Origin of the sequence: Paenibacillus sp. CF095 (assembly GCF_900101225.1) — a bacterium.
Lineage (GTDB): Bacteria > Bacillota > Bacilli > Paenibacillales > Paenibacillaceae > Paenibacillus.
The window spans coordinates 167,593-186,181 of sequence record NZ_FMZN01000005.1 but is presented as its reverse complement, the minus strand read 5'-3'; the positions used below and the strand labels follow the sequence as shown (position 1 = coordinate 186,181).

Here is an 18,589-nt window from a genome sequence, read left to right as displayed (position 1 = left end):
ATGACACAGTTGCAAACGCCGTCAAATCATATGATTAGGAATTATTCATGTCAATTTTGTTAACTCCGTTACTCCAATACGCTCCCGCGATAGCGGATATCATTGCTGCACAGCTTTTCCATGTGTTATCTTATGTAACGTAGAAGTACATTCCAGCATAAAATAAAGGACTATACTTAACATAGGACGCATTAGTAACGGATAAATATCAATCTAAATGGGGGCTGAACGGCAGTGTTAGGCAAATCAGGCAAAGTAGCGGTGATCGGGGCGGGTCTTGTCGGTTCGAGTTGTGCGTATTCCATGATTAATCAATCGATATGCAGGGAAATTATGATGGTGGACCGGACGTACGACCGTGCTGTAGCACAGGCATTGGATTTTTCCCATTGTATGGACTTCACACATAACCGCACCAAGGTATATGCAGGCACGTACGCGGATTGTGGCAATATGGATGTTATTGTCTTAACTGCCGGAGCGAATCCCAAGCCAGGACAGACACGGCTGGATATTCTGGAGGAAGCGGAATCGATTGCTAAAGACATCGTGGTCCCGATCATGAAAAGTGGATTTAACGGGATTTTTGTCGTCGCTGCCAATCCGGTTGACATAGTAACTTATATGGTATGGAAATTATCTGGTCTGCCGCGTGAGCATGTCATCGGCACAGGAACGTCCATTGACTCTTCAAGGCTTAAAACGCTGCTGTCTGAAGTCTTCTCCATCGATCCACGCAGTGTGCACGGTTATGCCCTCGGGGAGCATGGAGAATCCCAGTTCGTAGCCTGGTCTCATGTGACCATCGGTGGCAAACCGATTATGCACATCATGGATCAGCACAAGGAGCGCTTCAAACATCTGGATCTGGACGATATTGCACGCAAAACGAAGGATGCCGGTTGGGAAATCTTTACCCGTAAAGGTTCTACCCAATTCGGAATCGGCAATGCCCTCGCGCACATCACTCGTTCCATCCTCAATGACGAACACAAGATCATCGCCGTATCGGCTATTCTGGACGGAGAGTACGAGCAACACAACGTCTGCGTCGGTGTTCCTGCAATCATCGGTGGCAATGGCATTCAGGAGATTATCGAATTGAATCTGGATGCAACGGAACGTGAGAAATTCAACAATTCCTGTGAAATCCTATCTGGTAACATCAATCGTCTGACACTGGTATAAGCCATTTGTATACTACTCCACTTTTGTATGCTTCGGCTCAACTTCAAAAGCCTGCCAACGCAAACACGCCAATAACACTCCATCAGTGGAGGATTATTGGCGTGTTTACGTTTATTATTTTTCACAGCCAGATGAATCAATTTCATAATACCTTCAGCTGCTTCAATCAAGGCTAGATATAGATCAAAACGGTTCATTTTGTCTATATTTAGTTACAGAAATCTATTTTAGTGAGTTATGAAATTGATTTGAGTAGTTGTTCAATTTGGCGCAAGTTGAGGTTCGTCCCTTGGCCCCCATTGCTGTAACACCCGCTTCAACTCACTCAGCATAACCGGTTTGCTAATAAAATCACGCATACCAATCTCCAGACAAGCTTCCTTATCTTCACGTTTGGCATTGCCTGTAACTGCGATGATTGGAGGTATGCGATCCTGTGGAATTAGGCGGTGTAACAGGTCTGTCGCCTTCAGTCCATCCATCACAGGCATATGAATATCCATCAGGACAATATCATAAGCATTCTGAGAGATGGCATCAATTGCCTCCACGCCATTAGTACACACATCTGCCTGGTATCCGAGCTTCTCCAGATATTCTCGCAAAATCTTCCGGTTCACCGGATGATCCTCCGCCACCAGAATACGCATGGCGACCTTATCACTCTGACGTGTACGATCATGATGGAATTGACTTGCTGTCTGTTCTGCTGAAGCATCTACACTCGCAGCAGGAACAGCAAACCGGAAGGTTGAGCCCTCCCCTTCTATACTCTCGACACTGATGCTGCCTCCCATGATCTCCACGAGTCGCTTGGAGATGACCAGTCCCAGTCCGGTACCACCATACTTCCGGTTAATCACCGGGTGTAGTTGAGAGAAGGACTGAAACAACTGATCCAGCTTGTCAGCCGGGATGCCAATTCCCGTATCTTGCACCGCAAAATCAAGAACGCTGTCTTCAGGCTTTCTGCCCTTGATAATATCTACGTTAACATCAATACTTCCCTGATCTGTGAACTTGAGCGCATTGCCAACCAAGTTCACCAGAATCTGCCGGATACGTATAGCGTCACCGACCATGAACTCAGGGATGCTTGGATTGAGGCGATATCTGATCTCCAGATGTTTCTCATCTGCACGCGGTTTAAACAGCTCGGCAACCTGTTCCAGCATCTTGCGTAATGCAAATGGTTCATAAGCCAGTGCCATTTTCCCGGATTCCAGCTTACTGAAGTCCAAAATATCATTAAGGATGTTCAGCAGAGCATCGCCGCTGTCTCGAATAATCTCGGCATATTCACGCTGTTCTTCCGATAAATCGGTACCGATCAACAATTCTGTCATCCCCACGATCCCGTTCATCGGTGTCCGGATCTCATGGCTAACCATCGACAGAAATTCTGACTTGGCCTGAGCTGCCAGCTCAGCTGTTTCTTTGGCACGTACAATTTCACGTTCGCCAGTCACATCATTAAACACAACCACAGCACCCTGAATCTGTCCCTGTTCAATAATCGGCGTCACCTGATACTGCACCAGAAAGCTGCTGCCATCTTTACGCCAGAACACATCTTCCTTGATCGAACGTCTCTGTCCATCCAACACGGTCATGTGGATCGGGCACTCTTCTTGTGGCAAATGACTTCCGTCTGCACGGGTGTGATGGATGATTGGATGTGAGTTTTTGCCAATGAATTCTTTCGCCTCATAACCGAACATCGAAGCTGCTGCTGGATTCATAAACATGGTGATTCCATCCGCATCCAAACCAAATATTCCTTCCGTAACCGTGTTGAGAATCAGCTCATGTTGCTTGCTAAGCTCCTGAATCCGTTCCGTATATTCCTTGCGCTCGGTAATATCGGACACGATCCCATAGACGCCTACCATTTCCTTATCCACAATAATGGGCACATTCGTAACAGATACTTCAATCTTCCGACCACTTGAATTGACGATTCGTGTCTCATAATATTGCGGTTCGCCTTGCTTCACCATTTCAAAATAATGTTTGCCGTATTGCACTTCGCATTTATCCAGATTGGATAAAAAAGATTGGCCAATAAGCTTATTACGCGGAATATCCAGCATTTGCACCAGTTTGCTGTTCACTGCGCTGTATTTACCTTCCAGATTCAATGAATACACAGCTGCCGGGTTATGTTCGAACAACGATCTGTATCGCTGACGGCTTTCCCGAAGACGTCTGTCCGCATCCTTATGCTGGGTGATATCCCTGCTGATGCTTACAATCTGGACACTCTTGCCACGCTCTCCAGCCACAGGTTTCGCCAATGTCTCCATCCAGATATAGTGTCCCTTCTTGTGCAACACACGCATCTTGCAGCCATTGCCGATCTTGGAAAGATCCATAGGGTCCGGATAGTCTCCCGGATAACAATAATCCTTGAAGGACTTGCCCGTGACTTCCTCCGGCTTATAACCGAGCAAGGCGTACACGGAAGGGGAGACATATAACAACTCTCCATCCGCAGAACAAGTCGTAATCAGATCTTGCGCATGGTCAGCCAGCACCTGATATTTCTCCTGTGCCTCCTTAAGCTCACGTTGCACTTCCAGGATATCGGTAACATCTTTGGCAATACCATAGATTCCTACAACTTCGTTTCCCTCCGTTATAGGCACATACGTGATCTCTGCCTGTTTCAGGGAACCATCTTTATGATAAAAAGTAATGGAATTACTGACTGAACGTCCAGCCAGCACTTCTTTAATATATTCTTTCCGTGAATTTTCACTGTCTGGAGGACAGATCTCACTCTGATTCATACGAATCAAGTCATCCAGTGTATACCCTGATATCCGCTCTACCGAGGGATTAGCATCAATATAGTTTCCATGGATGTCCATCACATAAATGGCATCCGGATGGTTAAAAAACAGTGATTGGTAAGAACTTCCCTCAGAAATAATGCGCTTTAGGGTTTCCGTTTTATTAATATCCAAGGCTTACCCCTCTTTTCTCAGCCAATATCTTCATCTAACAACAGGGATAGATTATCCCTTACAGAAATGGGCCTACCCTCGAATAACCACGTAAGCCAGCCTAGAAACAGCTTTTTTTATTTTACCAGATTCTCGTCTCATTTTGCTTACAATCTATGATCCAATTCACATGATGTGTGATGTAATACTTGGAAATTTTGATTTTACGCAGGAGACGTCTTCAAGGAAAGACAAGTTATACAAGAATCAATGTAAGCCTCTAACAAGCTTGAAGTTCAATTCCAAGTCAGCTGATTCTGGCGAATGGCTAAACGATTTTCTAAAGAACTCAGGACATCTTATTTGGTGTCCATGTGGCCTTTTTAAATTTTAAAGAACATCAGACACGTTAATCCCCATAATCTCCTGTCATAAACGCTGCAAACGGTCGTTTCATTGGATATAACATGTCTCAGGTTTCTTAGATTTCTGAGATCACTTCAAATCCTTGAATAAGACTCCTTAGATTCGTTAGGGAGTTGAGAGGATAAACCTGCCCCCCGCCTAAAGCAAAATCTTCTCAAGGAAAGAGAGATCATCTGCTCTTGCGATGCCTGGATATAAAATCAACGATACAATTTGTATCAAAAAGGCTATAATCGTTAAAAAAACGATTTTCAACTACGGAGAGGACGGATGAATCATGCTGCCCAACAGAGTTAAAATTGCTTACGGTAAACTAAGAGGCTTGGCCATCTTTGGTAAAATCCAGCCCTCTATGGGCCTGCTGCCACGAATCAGGGGTAAGGTTTATCTGAATAGATTGGGTGACTTGCAGGTGGGAAAACGGCTTAACATTATAGGCAAACCATGGGGAACCCAGTTAACCGTAGTCAAAGGCGCGCGATTAACGATTGGCGATGACGTCATGATTAATGCAGGAGTCGGGATTGCCGCTAACGTTGAAGTGACCATCGGCAATAACGTCATGATTGGTCCTCGAACTAGCATATTCGACAGTGCCTATCACCGGATTGACTCTCTGGATGACGGGAGCCAGACTGCCAAGCGGATTGTGATTCAAGATAATGCCTGGATTGGTACAGGCGCGCTTATTTTGCCCGGAGTGACCATTGGCAGAAATGCAGTTGTGGCAGCAGGAAGCACGGTGACCAAAGATGTACCCGAAAATACACTTGTAGCCGGGGCACCAGCCAAAATCATTCGGGAGTTGACCATTCATGATGGGTGGGTCAGACATTAGAAAAAATCCTCCTGAAGCATACATACAATAGAGCTTTGCATGTTTTGCTTAAAGAGGATTTTGATCTACGATAACCAAATGTGTAACGGATTATTCATATTTCTTTTTTCGCAAAATACATCATGCCGATTCCAATAAAAATAACAGCACTGCCTCCAACAACCGCCAGCATCGTCATCAGTGGCACGTTGTAGGCTCCGAAACCTGCGCCGTCCACGGGTGTCATCAGAATCATCGGTTGTGCCCATGGATAATACGGCCCATATGTCGCCGAGTTTACAATGAGAATATTCGGTATGGTCAGTGCAAAATTCAGTGCGAGCGGTGCGGCAAAGCTGCTCCACGCCAATGAAACGAACATCTGCAGGGCAGCCAAGGGTACACAAGCTAGCAACCCAAGCAGCAGTTTGCTCGCCAAGAATCCCCAAGGTACAGGTATCGTAATGCCGTGAATCATGCCTGCCAGCAGAATGGACATCAGCAATAATACTTGTGTACCCGCCAGAAGCATGAGCACAATCGTCAGTTTACCTGCATATACGCCTGAACGTGTGAGCGGTAAAACCAGCATCTGCTTCCACCCTCCACCTGCATGTTCAAAACGGCAGACAAAGGACGTAAACACGCCAGTCAGCATCGGTAATAATAACAATCCGTGCAGGAAAACCATCGTGTTCATCAATACCTGCCAATTTCCCGATGGAGTAGACAACAGTCCGATGAGCAGCGCAATGAGTGGACTCAGCAGAATCAGAAGCCATATGGGGGACTTGCCCATTTTCAATCGTTCAGCGGACAAAATTCGGAAGTAAGTTGTCGCAAAGCTCATGTCAGGCCACATCCTTCCGGCTAAAGTGCACCATACCCAGCAACAGAATCAATAACCCTAGACCTGCCCCCATGCCTGCATACAGATATGGATTGGGTCCATTCCAGGCCATCTGTGCCCAAGCGAGTGGAAAGTTCGGTGAGATACTGAGTGCGAACATGCCCGTTATCGCGAGAACGATGCCCAGGGTGACGGGAAGTGCCTGATTCTTGTTAACCATCGTGAGCCACAACTCCAGTGACAACACGGGAAGTGCACCAGCCAAAGGCAATAGCCCCAGCTTGATCGCATGTGTCCAAGGTATTTCGCTGGCATGGAATCCGAGGATCAGACCCAGACCCACAATTCCTGCGGTTAACAGCAGGCAGGAGATCACCAGCAGCACACAAGCAAGCAGGAACTTGGCTAAATACACGGCTGGTCTGGGAATCGGCATCGCGAGCAGCTGTTTCCATGATCCCTGTTCATGCTCAACATTAGCGATCATGGAGCTAAGAATGGTTGCTCCCAGCATCAGAGACAAGGGCACAAAGACCACCACATTGCCCAGCAATCCGCCCCACAGGTTATCTGCATACTGCTCTTTCAGATAGTCCAGCCGTAAGCCAAAATTAAGCGCCTGCATCGCTGTTAATCCAAGAGGGGCCAGAAAGACAAGAAACCAGATCCCTTTCCCCCGAATCTTGAGCCAGTCTGATGATAATGCACGCCCGGTCATATGGAAGCCCCCTCGCCAATGACCCGCATGAACAGATCTTCCAGCGACTGACGCTGTTCCTCTACACGATACACATCATGATCCTGCTCAATTAATCGGCGCACAAGCAGTGCCACTGAACTGTTATCCATATAAGGGAACGTTAACGCAGAACCTTGTTGCTGACCAAATTGTCCCTGTTCTCTCGCCAGCTTCATAGCCTCTTCCGGCTCGGAAACCGTTAACCGGATAGAGCTACCCGTCTGACTATGCAGACTTGCGATGGTATCCTGAAGCACCATCTTGCCTTCACGGATAATACCAACGCGACTTGCCATCTGTTCGACTTCACTCAGCAAGTGGCTGGAAACCAGAACGGTAATGCCATGTTCCAGAGGCATGCGTTTGATCAGTTCCCGAATCTCCTGAATACCGGCAGGATCAAGACCATTCGTTGGTTCGTCCAGAATCAGCAATTCCGGTTCACCCAGCAAAGCGCTGGCAATACCCAGACGTTGCTTCATCCCAAGGGAATATCCCTTCACTGAACGTTTGGCATCCTTGGTCAGATCTACAATGGACAGCACTTCAGCAATTCTTGATTTTGGTACATTGATGATGCGGCGCAAAGTTTCCAGATTCTCTACTGCGTTCAGATGTCCGTAATAGGACGGGTATTCGACCAAGGAACCCACATGCCGCAAAATATCCATGCGATCCTTGCGGATATCCTTGTCGAAGATACGGATCACACCTTTGGTTGGTTTAATCAAGCCGAGAAGCATGCGAATCGTTGTTGTTTTGCCGGCACCGTTGGGACCGAGGAAGCCGTAGATATCTCCCTTTTTAATATGCAGATCAAGTTCACGGACCGCTGCACGGTCCCGGTATGTTTTCCATAAATTCGCCGTTTGAATAATATTTTCACTCACTGTATGATCACCTCGGAACTATCGTAACCTTCCAAGGTTAAAGCCAAGGTAGTCTCCAGTTTAAGTTTAGTTTAAAAAAGTTATTTCAGCGGTTTGTTGCTTCCCTTACCACTGTAGATATATGTCTGGACACCCGTATTGGAACTGTCTACCCGCTTGCGCAGGCCCATCTCACGAATCAACAGGTCTACAATGGATAAGCCTAGACCTGTGCCTTTTGTGTCGGAATTCGGTTGCATTCCCGGACCCCGATCCTGAATAACGACGGCCGTCTCACCCTGAATCTCCTGAGTTGATATACCAATATATTTCCCGCTGGCGGCATGACGGATCACGTTTTGGAACAAATTATCAAGAATACGGCGCATGCCCTGTTCATCCATATGCCAGATCAATGGTTCCTCTGGCAGGTCAATATCAATCTCAAATTGCTCTTTCTCCCAGACCGGGTACCAGGCGGCCGCCGTTTCCCTGACGATCCGCAGTATATCTTTCTCTTCCAGCTTCAGTGTATACTTCCCACTCGTGAGCAAATTGTAGGATAACATGTTGTCAATGAGCCCACCGAGGTCCTCCATCTTTGCTTCCATGCGATGTAATGAACGGTCACCTTGCTCGCTCAGCTCTTCCTTGTGCAAAGCATGCATATGTCCACGAATCACCGTTAGCGGGGTACGCAGATCGTGAGAAAGCCCCGCAATGAGACGTTTGCGCAATTGTTCTTCCTCTCGTTCACGGTGGCGGCTGTCGGACAGTTGATGCACCATCTGATTGAAGGATTCTTCCAGTTGACCAATCTCGTCTGACCGGCGGATATCTACCGGAAGCGGGAGGCCTTCCTTGCCTGTGGTCATCATGGCCGTCTGCAAACGAATAAGTCGTTTGCGAATGCGTGCGAAGAAGAGAATCGACATAATGATGAAGATCAGAAAGATGAGGGTCATTACGATACCAAGATACAAGAGTTCCATCGGCCAGTTACTCTGATTCATTTGCAGAAGTGACCGCGGCACTTCAATGATCATGAATCCCTGTCCTTTGTCCTGCTCAGCTCCGCCAATATATGCAACTACGGTCAGTGGATCGCGAAAGGAGGCTTCTTTCATGAATTGCACCGTATTGTTTACATTCCATAAGGATGGAATATGAGTCTCTGTCGTTTGCCCGGAATCCAGTGACCATCTCAATGTCGTGTCTGTTCTGCCATCCGGCGACGTGGATTTCAGAAGCGTTACATCTTCACCACCGAGAATAAAGAGGGTCTCACCGCTCACATTCACACGATACATGGAAGATTTGGGATACGAGCCATGTAATTGCTCCAACCGGGCCTTAATCTCTTCATCCGAAGCACCATCCAGGGTCTTCGCTTCACGTGACCAGAGGTTACTGATCCGGGTAACATCACCGTAAGGCGCGTCGCGGTTCGTATTCGTGTTATTCACTACGACAATATATATAACGGATATGATCGGAAGGACAACGGGCACAAATAATACAGCCGCCAAGATCAGTAGGATGTATCTGGACATCAAGGATCGCCCAAAGCGAAGCTTGCGCCGCCCGGATTGCTTTTGATCCATACTTCGTTCTCCCTTCATGATCTTCCGTTCTCTGAACCACCGAATCATGGCTTCTTCACACGATATCCCACACCACGGACCGTCTGAATAACTACAGGATTGGCCGGATCAAGCTCCAGCTTTTCGCGTAGATGCCGAATATGTACCATTAAAGTCTTGTCCCCATCCAGATAGGGCTCGTTCCAGACGGCTTCATAGATCTGCTCTTTGGTTCGAATCATGCCCATATGTCGTAGCAGGTAGGCGAAGATGTGGAACTGTTTTCCCGATAAAATAATCTCATCTCCCGTCTCCTCATTGACGATCCGGTTGTCCTTCTCATAGATGGAGAGATGATCCAGCTTCAGGGCAGCATCCGTGGATACCGCCGTTCCTGCCTTACGCAGTTGTACTTCAATCCGGGCAGCCAGTTCATCGGGGTGAAATGGTTTGGTCACATAGTCATCGGCAAAATCAAGACCGTGCAACTTGTCGTCAATGGACGTTCTGGCCGAGAGCATGACAATGGGCACGGCGGGATGTTCTTTTTTCAGTCGCTGTCCCACCGTAAATCCATCCAGCCCAGGCAGCATGACATCCAGAATAATGAGTGAGCAACCGACAGCAGCCTCCGCTGCACCTTCACCACTGCCGAGCCATACCACCTCATAACCGCGCTCCTCCAGATCGGCTCTGACCCAAGTCGCAATTTCCGTATCATCTTCAATATATAACAGTTTGGTTTTCATCCGAATATTCGTTTCCTTTCTGCCCCCATTGGGTTAATGATATATCTGAGCATCATCATGGTAAAAGCTGTCTATAACATATGGATTCATGTCTTGTTGAAACAATGTTAAAGTCCTTTACGTTACCACACATTCTAATTATAGCGTATTCATTAACGTGGGGAATGTCATATTAATCAAGTCTACCAAGTACATACTATATCCACACCTGACGGGAGGAAATTCATTATGCTGCTGGAAGCCATCTATCATCAACCGAAACGAAACTGGGCCTATGCCTATGACCAAGATACAATCCATCTGCGTTTGCGTGCCAAAAAGAATGATCTGACCGAGGTACATGCCCTGACCGGGGATAAATATGCGTGGGATGCAACCAAAGCGCTGGTTCCCCTAACCAAGTTCACCTCTGACTCCATGTTCGATTACTACGAGGGTGAAGTGAAACCTCCCTACCACCGACTCAAATACTCTTTTCTGCTCAAAAGCGGCGAAGATCAGATCTGGATGACCGAGACGGACTTCCAGGAAGAAGAGCCGGACGATCCGGGTCGTATGTTCCAGTTCCCTTATATTCATGCCGGAGCTGTATTCATACCCCCTGCATGGGTTAAGGATGCCGTGTTCTATCAGATTTTCCCTGAACGATTCGCTAACGGCAACCCGGATATTAGTCCGGAAAAGGTAGAGCCGTGGGGCGGCGAGCCAACACCTTTCAATTTCTTCGGCGGTGACCTTCAGGGCGTGATCGACCATCTGGATTACATCAGCGATCTTGGCATTAATGCGATCTACTTCACACCCATCTTCGAAGCCACCACCAATCACAAATACGATACTGAGGACTACCTGCGGGTAGACCGGCACTTTGGTGACGCAGATACCGTGAAACGACTGGTCGAGCTATGCCATGCACGTGGAATTCGTGTACTTCTGGATGCTGTGTTTAACCATTCCGGGAAGACATTTGCGCCGTTTGTGGATGTGCAGAAGAACGGAGAACAATCCAAATATAAGGACTGGTTCCATGTACATGAATACCCGCTGGACGTGAAGGACGGCATTCCTACGTATGAGACCTTCGGATTCGAAGCGCATATGCCAAAGCTGAATACGGAGAATGCCGAGGTTAAGGCCTATCTGCTGGAGGTTGCCGAGTATTGGATCAAGGAAGTGGGTGCGGACGGATGGCGGCTGGATGTCGCAGACGAAGTGGACGATGCATTCTGGCGTGATTTCCGCCGTGTAGTCAAAGCCGCCAATCCGGATGCCTATATTCTGGGCGAAGTATGGAATGAGTCCTCTGCCTGGCTGCAAGGCGACCAGTTCGATGCGTCCATGAACTATCCGTTTACCGATGCCGTAAATGCTTTCTTTGTGAAAAATACAATGCACGCAGAACAGTTCGCGAACTCCATCGGACGACAGTTATCCCGTTATCCGCTTCAGGCCAGCGAAGTGGCGTTCAACTTGCTGGACAGCCACGATACCCCACGGCTGCTCACGCTGTGTGAAGGCGACCAACGCAAGATGAAGCTGGCTGCGTTATTCCAGTTCAGTTACATGGGTGCTCCTTGCATCTATTACGGAGACGAGATTGGCATGGACGGCGAACATGATCCGGGCTGCCGTAAATGCATGGAATGGGACGAAGCGAAGCAGGACCGGGAGCTGCTCGTCTTTTATCAGAAACTAATCTCCCTGCGTCATGCTCATCCTGCCCTGCGTGCAGAAGGCACCGTTCGTTTCCTGCAGGCTCGGCCCGATGGCAGCCAACTGGTATTTGAGCGGCAAAGTGAGGAGGAACGCATTCTGGTTCTGTTCAATCGGTCAGAAGAGACGGCTATTGTCGAGCTGGAGGCTGATGACGAAGAATGGACCGAGTTATTCGGCGGAAACCATCGTACCGCCAAGGAAGATGGCGTACTCGCCATTGAACTGCCTGCGTATGGATATGCCGTACTGAGTACGGCTGTGAGCCAGAACTAGAGTCATAATACACATTCATCTGATATAAGTATCCTATCTTCGCTTCATCTGGCAGCATAAAACAAGCGTCCTGCATAACCCGGATTCGGGTTCGCGGACGCTTGTTTTTGTATTTTTGTATTCGCCGTTATACATAATAATGTCACTGATTTATATATCGGTGGTCCCGGTTCAGCTTAAACCTGAGTATCCTTGTCCACTTGAGCATTTTCCGCCCCACTTGTAGTTGTGTCAGAATCCGCTGGCTTCGACTCCTGCTCAGGCTCGGCACGCTTTGCCTTTGGTTTAGCCAGCTTTTGCATCATTTTGCGGCCGGTTGGCGTCTGGGCCAGTCCGCCCTGGGCTGTCTCCCGATGGCGGCTCGGCATCGCACTTCCTACTTCCAGCATGACGTCGATGACTTCGTCTGACGGAATGGCACTACGCACTCCGGCCAAGGCCATGTCAGCCGCAGCCAGCGCCGTAACCGCACCCAGTCCATTACGGACGATGCACGGGATTTCAACAAGGCCTGCGACCGGATCGCAGATAAGGCCCAGTGTATTTTTTAACGCCAAACCAACGGCATGAACGACCTGTTCCGGTGTACCTCCACGCAGTTCAACCATGGCACCCGCAGCCATGCCGATCGCGGAACCCACTTCCGCCTGACAGCCACCCTCGGCCCCGGAGATAAATGAATTGTTGGCAATAACATAACCAATCGCTCCCGCACAGAACAACCCGTTCACCAAATGTTCGTCCGTCCAGCCAAAACGCTCCTGTGAGCTAATAAAAACACCGGGGATGATGCCGCAGGAACCGGCTGTTGGTGTTGCCACGATCCGACCCATGGAGGCATTCACTTCAGATACACACAGGGCATACGCCATGGCAAGTGCGGAAGCATCTCCTGAGCAAGTCTCACCCTTGCGAATGTACTCGGCCATTTTTTTACCGTCTCCACCCGTTAACCCACTGCGTGATGTCGTATCTTCCGTTAACCCTTTGCGTACCGCTTCCTTCATCACCTGATAATATTCAGACATCTGTTTCACAACATCCGCTTCCGGTGTATTGGTCTCCTGAACCTGCTCCTCGATCATCAGCTGAGCAATGGTTTTGGATTCTGCTGTACAGATCGTATTCAGTTCGTGCAAATGTTTAAACCGCATCCGAATCAACTCCTCTCTTCAAATCGATAACACGAATGTCCAGCACATGGTCCAGCTCCCTTAGACGCCTGAGCATATCGGGATTAGGCACACCATCCATTTCCATCGCGGTAAGCGCTTCGCCATCACGGGCTTTCCGGTCCACCTGCATATACCCGATGTTAACCCCGGATGAACTGATCGTGGACGTTACAGATGCAAGCACCCCTGCTTTGTCCGCATGTCGCAGAACAAGTGTTGGAAACTCACCACTAATCTGAACACGAAAATCATTCATCGCATGCACCGATACACTGCCACCACCAATGGATGCACCGATTAAGGAGCAGGCACGTTCTCCATGCCATAACTCAATTTTGACCGTATTTGGATGAGGAGCAGGCAGGCCACTTGTATAAAACTCAACCTCCATGCCTGCTTCCTCTGCGTATTGCTCTGCATCCGGGATACGTGGATCGTCTGTGACATAGTCCAAAAGACCGCCGATCAGTGCCAGATCTGTTCCGTGCCCCTGATACGTGTCAGCGAATGAACCATATAACGTCAGCCGGGCACGTTCTGGCGTACATCCAAGCCACTGACGAGCAATTCTCCCTAACCTTGCCGCTCCAGCTGTATGTGAACTTGAAGGCCCTGTCATGGACGGACCAATAATTGAGAAAACATCTTTAAATCGCACTTTATAACCCTCCAATTGTATTCGTCATTTCCATCCAGAATCTAATCCATATTGTTCCTTATTTACTGAATGATGACATCAAAAAAGGACAGAAGAAGGCCTCAGGCCCTCTCTCTGTCCTCGATACCTGAGAGTTTCACGATCAGCAGTGTCTCACGACAAGGTGCATTGCCTGCGATTACAGACAAGTTCACCGGTCCCACTGATCATATACCCCTTGGGTGGCGCAGTTCGCGCACTCTCCAGAGTTGCGTCCAACGATGGTACATTTACCTGAGAGATTAACCACTGCGCCGGGTGCGCAGCAGCTTGCTCCTTCGGTGCCTGAATACTAGCCATTGTGCTCGGCTAACCCAGGTCTCTCCCGCTCGTTATCATCCGCTATATGGAACCATTCTGAGCTTATGTCAGAACAGTCATGGAAGTCATTAATTTCTTCTTCATTAAGATTAATCGACCGGAAGATCAGTGTCAACAAACTTAACGATTTCTTTGGGTGTATTTCCTTCATTTCCTATTGAAGCGATGATAACCAGAATATTTTGTCAGCTTTCATTACATTAATACGTTAAAAAGATCTTTTAAACAGCTCATTTCGTTCTACTTCAATCAATGATGTGCTTACTATTATTTATGATATTGTCCATGAAACCGTTCGGGTATTCAGGCAACCATAATCTTTGATCCACACTGCTCACTAACCCATCCGAGTCTGCACATCTGGATTATAAATCACAGTTCATAAAATATGCTCTCGTTCTGTACATAAGGTCTGCAATACTTGCTGCATAGCTTCGGCATGCGATCTTTCATCCATTCGTGCCTCGACTCATTCGCCATCTGAAAGGCATAATAACCCAGTGTAAAAATCAACATGAATCCTTCCATTAATCGGATATCACGATCCGTCAGTGGTGCGATCTGTTTGGTATAACCGGATAAGAATATATCTCGTTCCTCCCGGTTGAATATAAGTGCTGCTCCTCCAGCATCAAAAAGATAGTACCCATACCCGTATAGACAAAAATCAATCATAGATATGCCCTGATCCGTTATCAGCAGATTGTTGCGAGTAATATCCCCATGAATGATCCCCCATGTTCCTGCGTGCTGCGGGTATGTTTCTAACTGTTCATTAATGTTCTCAAACGTCTCACGAAGCAGGTCGAAGTCTTCCGTTGTAAAAATCCCCAGTCGGACGCCTTCCTCTAGCTGCCCTAGCATGACCAAGTTCTCATGGATGTTGCCATATGCCGGCCGCACCTTTGTTCGATCTGTCTGATTCTGCTCACGCCCATATTGATGAAGCATCTGCAGTTGTGCCCCAAGATCATAGATCTGCTCTGTTGTCAGGCGTTCTCCCTGCTGGATGTCCCTTCCCTCAATCCACTCCAGTACTGTACAGCAGATTTCTTTACCCGCTTCACTTTTCCATACCGTGACCCAGTCTCCCGATACATTCCGTACCGGATGCTGCACGCGCAATTCCGTCGTTGCATTTAACTCATGAAGCAGGTTCATCTCTGCCTTCAGAACAGGAAGCGTATGCTGAATGCCTGTCATACTTGTATATGCGGCTTGATGGATACGTAACAGATACTTCTTCCCGCTTGCTTCATCGACGACATGATATGTCAGATTCTCATTGTGGCGAATATATGAAACGACAGGTTTCTCAATAGTGTAGTTCTGTATAATCTGAGCTGCCATATGGTCGTAAGACATCTGATTCGTAGTGATTATCAACATCTCCTTCGAAGTCATGTAAACGTTCTCTTCACACTAAATATCGTAGCATAATGTTTATCCCGCATACAGAAAATCCCACTAAAATTATAAATTAAAAAAGCACAACCCCCGAACAACCGTCCAGGCATTGTGCTTTCTTTTGTCTCTATTATTTCTTAATCTCTCTGTCTATTGCTCTATGTTACACTCCATGATCCAATTAACCGAAACGACCCATAATGTATTCTTGCGTCAGACGATTGTCCGGGTTCGTGAAAATATGCTCTGTATCCCCGTGCTCAACCATACTTCCCAGATAGAAATAAGCTGTATAATCCGAGATGCGCGCCGCCTGCTGCATGTTATGGGTAACAATAACGATCCGCAGCTCCTTCTTGAGCTCGGTAATCAACTCTTCAACTTTACCCGTAGATACCGGGTCAAGTGCAGATGCAGGCTCGTCGAGCAGCAGAATCTGCGGATCAACAGACAGGGCGCGGGCGATACACAGACGCTGCTGTTGTCCACCCGAGAGAGACAGAGCTGACTCGTTCAGCCTGTCTTTCACTTCGTCCCAGAGCGCAGCACGACGCAAGCTTTTTTCCACAATTTCATCCAGTGCCTTCTTACTCTTCGTACCGCGGTAGCGGGGGCCAAACGCGATATTGTTGTAGATGGACTTATGAAAAGGATTCGGCTTCTGCCACACCATGCCAATCTTCTGACGAAGCTTGATTACATCGGTTCCAGGCTCATTCAGGTCGTTACCGTCCATCCAGATATGTCCCTCTGTACGGGAACCGGCAATCTCGTCGTTCATCCGGTTCAACGACCGGAGGAACGTGGATTTACCGCAACCAGACGGCCCAATAAGAGCCGTTACGCTTGCTTCAGGAAACGTCAGGCTAATCTGCTTGACTGCCTGGAAATGTCCATAATATATGCTTAACTGTTCCGTACCAAAAGGTATGGCCATGTTGGTTCCTCCTTATTTCGAAGCTGTCATGCGGCGGAATACAACCCGACCGATCCAGCGTGCACTTAGATTGAACGCCAGCACGAGAATGACAAGCACGGCGGACGCCCCTGCTGCCACTTCTTTGGAATCTGGCCCAATACCTTCACTATTCACTTTCCAGATATGGACAGCAAGTGTCTCTGCCGGACGGAAAGGATTAAGCGGTGATCTTGGACTCGTTGGATTCCAATCTGTAAAGTCCAATGGTGGACTACTCATACCTGCGGTGAACATCAGCGCTGCTGCTTCACCGAAGATCCGGCCGGAAGCCAGGATCGTACCCGTAATCAAACTCGGCAATGCCACAGGTAGCAGAATCGAAGTAATAATCTTCCACTTGGACAGTCCAAGCGCCAGACCTGCTTCCTTCTGTTCCTTCGGAACGGCCCGGAAGGCCTGTTCCGTTGTCCGTACCATCAGTGGCAAGTTAAAGATCGCCAGAGCCAAGGCACCTGAGATCAGGGAGAAACCAAGACCAAATGTATTTACAAGCAATAAGAGACCAAACAAACCGATAACGATGGATGGGAATGATGACAATACTTCAACGACCAGACGAATGAAGCTGGTAATCTTGCCTGGTTTGGCGTACTCCGCCATGTAAATCCCTCCGCCCCATCCGAGTGGAATGGTAACAATCAAGGTCAAGACAAGCAAGAATATGGAGTTGAAGAGCTGTGGACCAATCCCGCCGCCACCCTTAAGCAACTGTGGTGCGCTTGTCAGGAAGTTCCAGCTAATATGCCCAATACCTCTATACATGATGAAGCCAAGCAGACCGAGCAATAGAATAACAATGAACAGGGCCAGTACAACGATAACGGATGTTGCAATTTTATCTACCGTCTTTGCCTTCATTTTCATACCCGGTTTCTCCTTTCAAGCAGGCGAACCAGAATGACGAAGACAAATGTCATCACCAACAGGACAAGCGCCATACTCCACAGTGCATTGTTATGAACAGAACCCATCGTGGTGTTACCCATGCTGAGTGTAATTACACTTGTTAATGTTGAAGCGGATTCGAGCAAGGATGTTGGAACATGCGGTGCATTACCGATAACCATCTGCACAGCAAGAGCCTCACCAAAAGCACGGGCCATCCCCAATACGACACCTGTCAACAAAGCTGGCAAAGTCGTTGGAATAATGACACGGTAGATGGTTTGCCAGCGAGTGGCACCCAGTGCGTAGGAGGATTCTCGCAATCCTTTTGGCAACGCGGACAAGGCATCTGCCATAATACTTGTCACCGTAGGAAGTATCATTACCGCGAGAACAAGACATCCGGCTGCAATCCCGACGCCTGTTCCACCGAAGATACTGCGCAACAAAGGTACGATGACACTCAGACCGATAAATCCGTACACAACGGATGGAATTCCGGACAAGAGCTCAATCGCAGGCTGCAAGATTTTTTTCCCTTTACCCGGTACAATCTCTGTCATGAAGAGTGCTGCACACAGGCCAAGCGGACTTGCGATCAATGCTGCAAGCAAGGTTGTAATGAAAGAACCTGTAATGAACGGCAATGCCCCGTAGAACGCAGGCTCTCCAGTTGGATTCCACGTTTTCCCACCAAGAAATTCACTTATGCTTATTCCATTTTGGAAAAATGTCGATAGTCCCTTGGACGCTACAAAATAAACAATGGAAAACATGACAACGATCAGGAAAACGACACAAATCGACGTATAGATCCGTCCCGTCCACTCTTCCCAATAATGTTTCTCTTTTAAGGGCCGGCGCGGTTTCAACTTGTTATTCATTACCGTTCCCCCTTCGGTCTGTTCCATAACAACCATCCTTCTATAGTAGAATTAATGCAAAATATGGGATTATTTTAGAGCAA

The 18,589-nt window shown here is 47.9% G+C and carries 15 protein-coding genes and 1 riboswitch; of the genes, 3 read left to right on the top strand and 12 right to left on the bottom strand.

Translation table 11 applies throughout. The features are described 5' to 3' along the window. The first annotated feature begins 234 nt into the window (after positions 1-234). The gene (locus BLS69_RS27020; protein ID WP_091038209.1) at positions 235-1,188 is read left to right on the top strand and encodes an L-lactate dehydrogenase; all 954 of its coding nucleotides are present in this window, start codon (positions 235-237) and stop codon (positions 1,186-1,188) included. Between the two features lie 260 nt (positions 1,189-1,448). Here BLS69_RS27020 and BLS69_RS27015 read toward each other — a convergent pair whose 3' ends face one another. Then, positions 1,449-4,157, bottom strand: a complete 2,709-nt coding sequence (locus tag BLS69_RS27015; protein WP_091038207.1) for a PAS domain S-box protein — start codon at positions 4,155-4,157, stop codon at positions 1,449-1,451. Positions 4,158-4,839: 682 nt separating this feature from the next. On the opposite strand from BLS69_RS27015, the gene BLS69_RS27010 reads away from it, so the two are divergent. Next, positions 4,840-5,400, top strand: coding sequence for an acyltransferase (locus tag BLS69_RS27010; RefSeq protein WP_091038205.1), 561 nt, complete (start codon positions 4,840-4,842; stop codon positions 5,398-5,400). Between the two features lie 94 nt (positions 5,401-5,494). On the opposite strand, the gene BLS69_RS27005 is transcribed toward BLS69_RS27010, so the two are convergent. The 5 genes from BLS69_RS27005 to BLS69_RS26985 form a co-directional block, all read right to left on the bottom strand. Next, positions 5,495-6,229: an ABC transporter permease gene (locus BLS69_RS27005; RefSeq protein ID WP_091038204.1), complete on the bottom strand. Its 735-nt coding sequence runs from the start codon at positions 6,227-6,229 to the stop codon at positions 5,495-5,497. 1 nt (position 6,230) lies between these two features. Further along, a complete protein-coding gene (locus BLS69_RS27000) occupies positions 6,231-6,947 on the bottom strand; it encodes an ABC transporter permease (protein ID WP_091038202.1) in 717 nt (238 codons plus the stop codon). Further along, positions 6,944-7,858: an ABC transporter ATP-binding protein gene (locus tag BLS69_RS26995; RefSeq protein ID WP_091038201.1), complete on the bottom strand. Its 915-nt coding sequence runs from the start codon at positions 7,856-7,858 to the stop codon at positions 6,944-6,946. The genes BLS69_RS27000 and BLS69_RS26995 overlap by 4 nt, the downstream gene beginning before the upstream one ends. Positions 7,859-7,938: 80 nt before the next feature. Then, positions 7,939-9,441 carry a HAMP domain-containing sensor histidine kinase gene (locus BLS69_RS26990; protein WP_256332435.1) on the bottom strand — a complete coding sequence of 501 codons (1,503 nt, stop codon included), beginning with the start codon at positions 9,439-9,441 and terminating at the stop codon, positions 7,939-7,941. A 44-nt stretch (positions 9,442-9,485) separates the two neighbouring features. Further along, a complete protein-coding gene (locus BLS69_RS26985) occupies positions 9,486-10,169 on the bottom strand; it encodes a response regulator transcription factor (RefSeq protein ID WP_091038197.1) in 684 nt (227 codons plus the stop codon). Positions 10,170-10,397: 228 nt separating this feature from the next. Between BLS69_RS26985 and BLS69_RS26980 the strand changes: the two genes are divergently transcribed. Further along, positions 10,398-12,158 carry an alpha-glycosidase gene (locus BLS69_RS26980; RefSeq protein WP_091038196.1) on the top strand — a complete coding sequence of 587 codons (1,761 nt, stop codon included), beginning with the start codon at positions 10,398-10,400 and terminating at the stop codon, positions 12,156-12,158. A gap of 176 nt (positions 12,159-12,334) precedes the next feature. Here BLS69_RS26980 and sdaAA read toward each other — a convergent pair whose 3' ends face one another. The 6 genes from sdaAA to pstC form a co-directional block, all read right to left on the bottom strand. Next, positions 12,335-13,312 (bottom strand): L-serine ammonia-lyase, iron-sulfur-dependent, subunit alpha, encoded by a 978-nt coding sequence (sdaAA, locus tag BLS69_RS26975; RefSeq protein ID WP_091038194.1) that lies wholly within the window; start codon positions 13,310-13,312, stop codon positions 12,335-12,337. Next, positions 13,302-13,991: an L-serine ammonia-lyase, iron-sulfur-dependent subunit beta gene (gene sdaAB / locus BLS69_RS26970; RefSeq protein WP_091038193.1), complete on the bottom strand. Its 690-nt coding sequence runs from the start codon at positions 13,989-13,991 to the stop codon at positions 13,302-13,304. The genes sdaAA and sdaAB overlap by 11 nt, the downstream gene beginning before the upstream one ends. 252 nt (positions 13,992-14,243) lie before the next feature. Continuing rightward, a riboswitch (glycine riboswitch) is annotated at positions 14,244-14,368 on the bottom strand. A 355-nt stretch (positions 14,369-14,723) separates the two neighbouring features. Continuing rightward, the gene (locus BLS69_RS26965) at positions 14,724-15,755 is read right to left on the bottom strand and encodes a phosphotransferase enzyme family protein (RefSeq protein WP_091038191.1); all 1,032 of its coding nucleotides are present in this window, start codon (positions 15,753-15,755) and stop codon (positions 14,724-14,726) included. Between the two features lie 184 nt (positions 15,756-15,939). After that, complete coding sequence (gene pstB / locus BLS69_RS26960) at positions 15,940-16,695, bottom strand: phosphate ABC transporter ATP-binding protein PstB (RefSeq protein WP_091038190.1); 756 nt, start codon at positions 16,693-16,695, stop codon at positions 15,940-15,942. 12 nt (positions 16,696-16,707) lie between these two features. Next, positions 16,708-17,595 (bottom strand): phosphate ABC transporter permease PstA, encoded by an 888-nt coding sequence (gene pstA, locus BLS69_RS26955; RefSeq protein WP_091038374.1) that lies wholly within the window; start codon positions 17,593-17,595, stop codon positions 16,708-16,710. Between the two features lie 2 nt (positions 17,596-17,597). After that, positions 17,598-18,533, bottom strand: coding sequence for a phosphate ABC transporter permease subunit PstC (pstC, locus tag BLS69_RS26950; RefSeq protein WP_017690972.1), 936 nt, complete (start codon positions 18,531-18,533; stop codon positions 17,598-17,600). Between the last annotated feature and the right edge of the window lie 56 nt (positions 18,534-18,589).

Bases quoted from the DNA above. Each gene is read 5' to 3' on its own strand.
- BLS69_RS27010 (WP_091038205.1), top strand. From the start codon at position 4,840: ATGCTGCCCAACAGAGTTAAAATTGCTTACGGTAAACTAAGAGGCTTG.
- BLS69_RS27005 (WP_091038204.1), bottom strand. From the start codon at position 6,229: ATGAGCTTTGCGACAACTTACTTCCGAATTTTGTCCGCTGAACGATTG.
- BLS69_RS27000 (WP_091038202.1), bottom strand. From the start codon at position 6,947: ATGACCGGGCGTGCATTATCATCAGACTGGCTCAAGATTCGGGGGAAA.
- BLS69_RS26990 (WP_256332435.1), bottom strand. From the start codon at position 9,441: ATGGATCAAAAGCAATCCGGGCGGCGCAAGCTTCGCTTTGGGCGATCC.
- BLS69_RS26985 (WP_091038197.1), bottom strand. From the start codon at position 10,169: ATGAAAACCAAACTGTTATATATTGAAGATGATACGGAAATTGCGACT.
- BLS69_RS26980 (WP_091038196.1), top strand. From the start codon at position 10,398: ATGCTGCTGGAAGCCATCTATCATCAACCGAAACGAAACTGGGCCTAT.
- sdaAA (WP_091038194.1), bottom strand. From the start codon at position 13,312: ATGCGGTTTAAACATTTGCACGAACTGAATACGATCTGTACAGCAGAA.
- BLS69_RS26965 (WP_091038191.1), bottom strand. From the start codon at position 15,755: ATGACTTCGAAGGAGATGTTGATAATCACTACGAATCAGATGTCTTAC.
- pstB (WP_091038190.1), bottom strand. From the start codon at position 16,695: ATGGCCATACCTTTTGGTACGGAACAGTTAAGCATATATTATGGACAT.
- pstA (WP_091038374.1), bottom strand. From the start codon at position 17,595: ATGAAGGCAAAGACGGTAGATAAAATTGCAACATCCGTTATCGTTGTA.
- pstC (WP_017690972.1), bottom strand. From the start codon at position 18,533: ATGGAACAGACCGAAGGGGGAACGGTAATGAATAACAAGTTGAAACCG.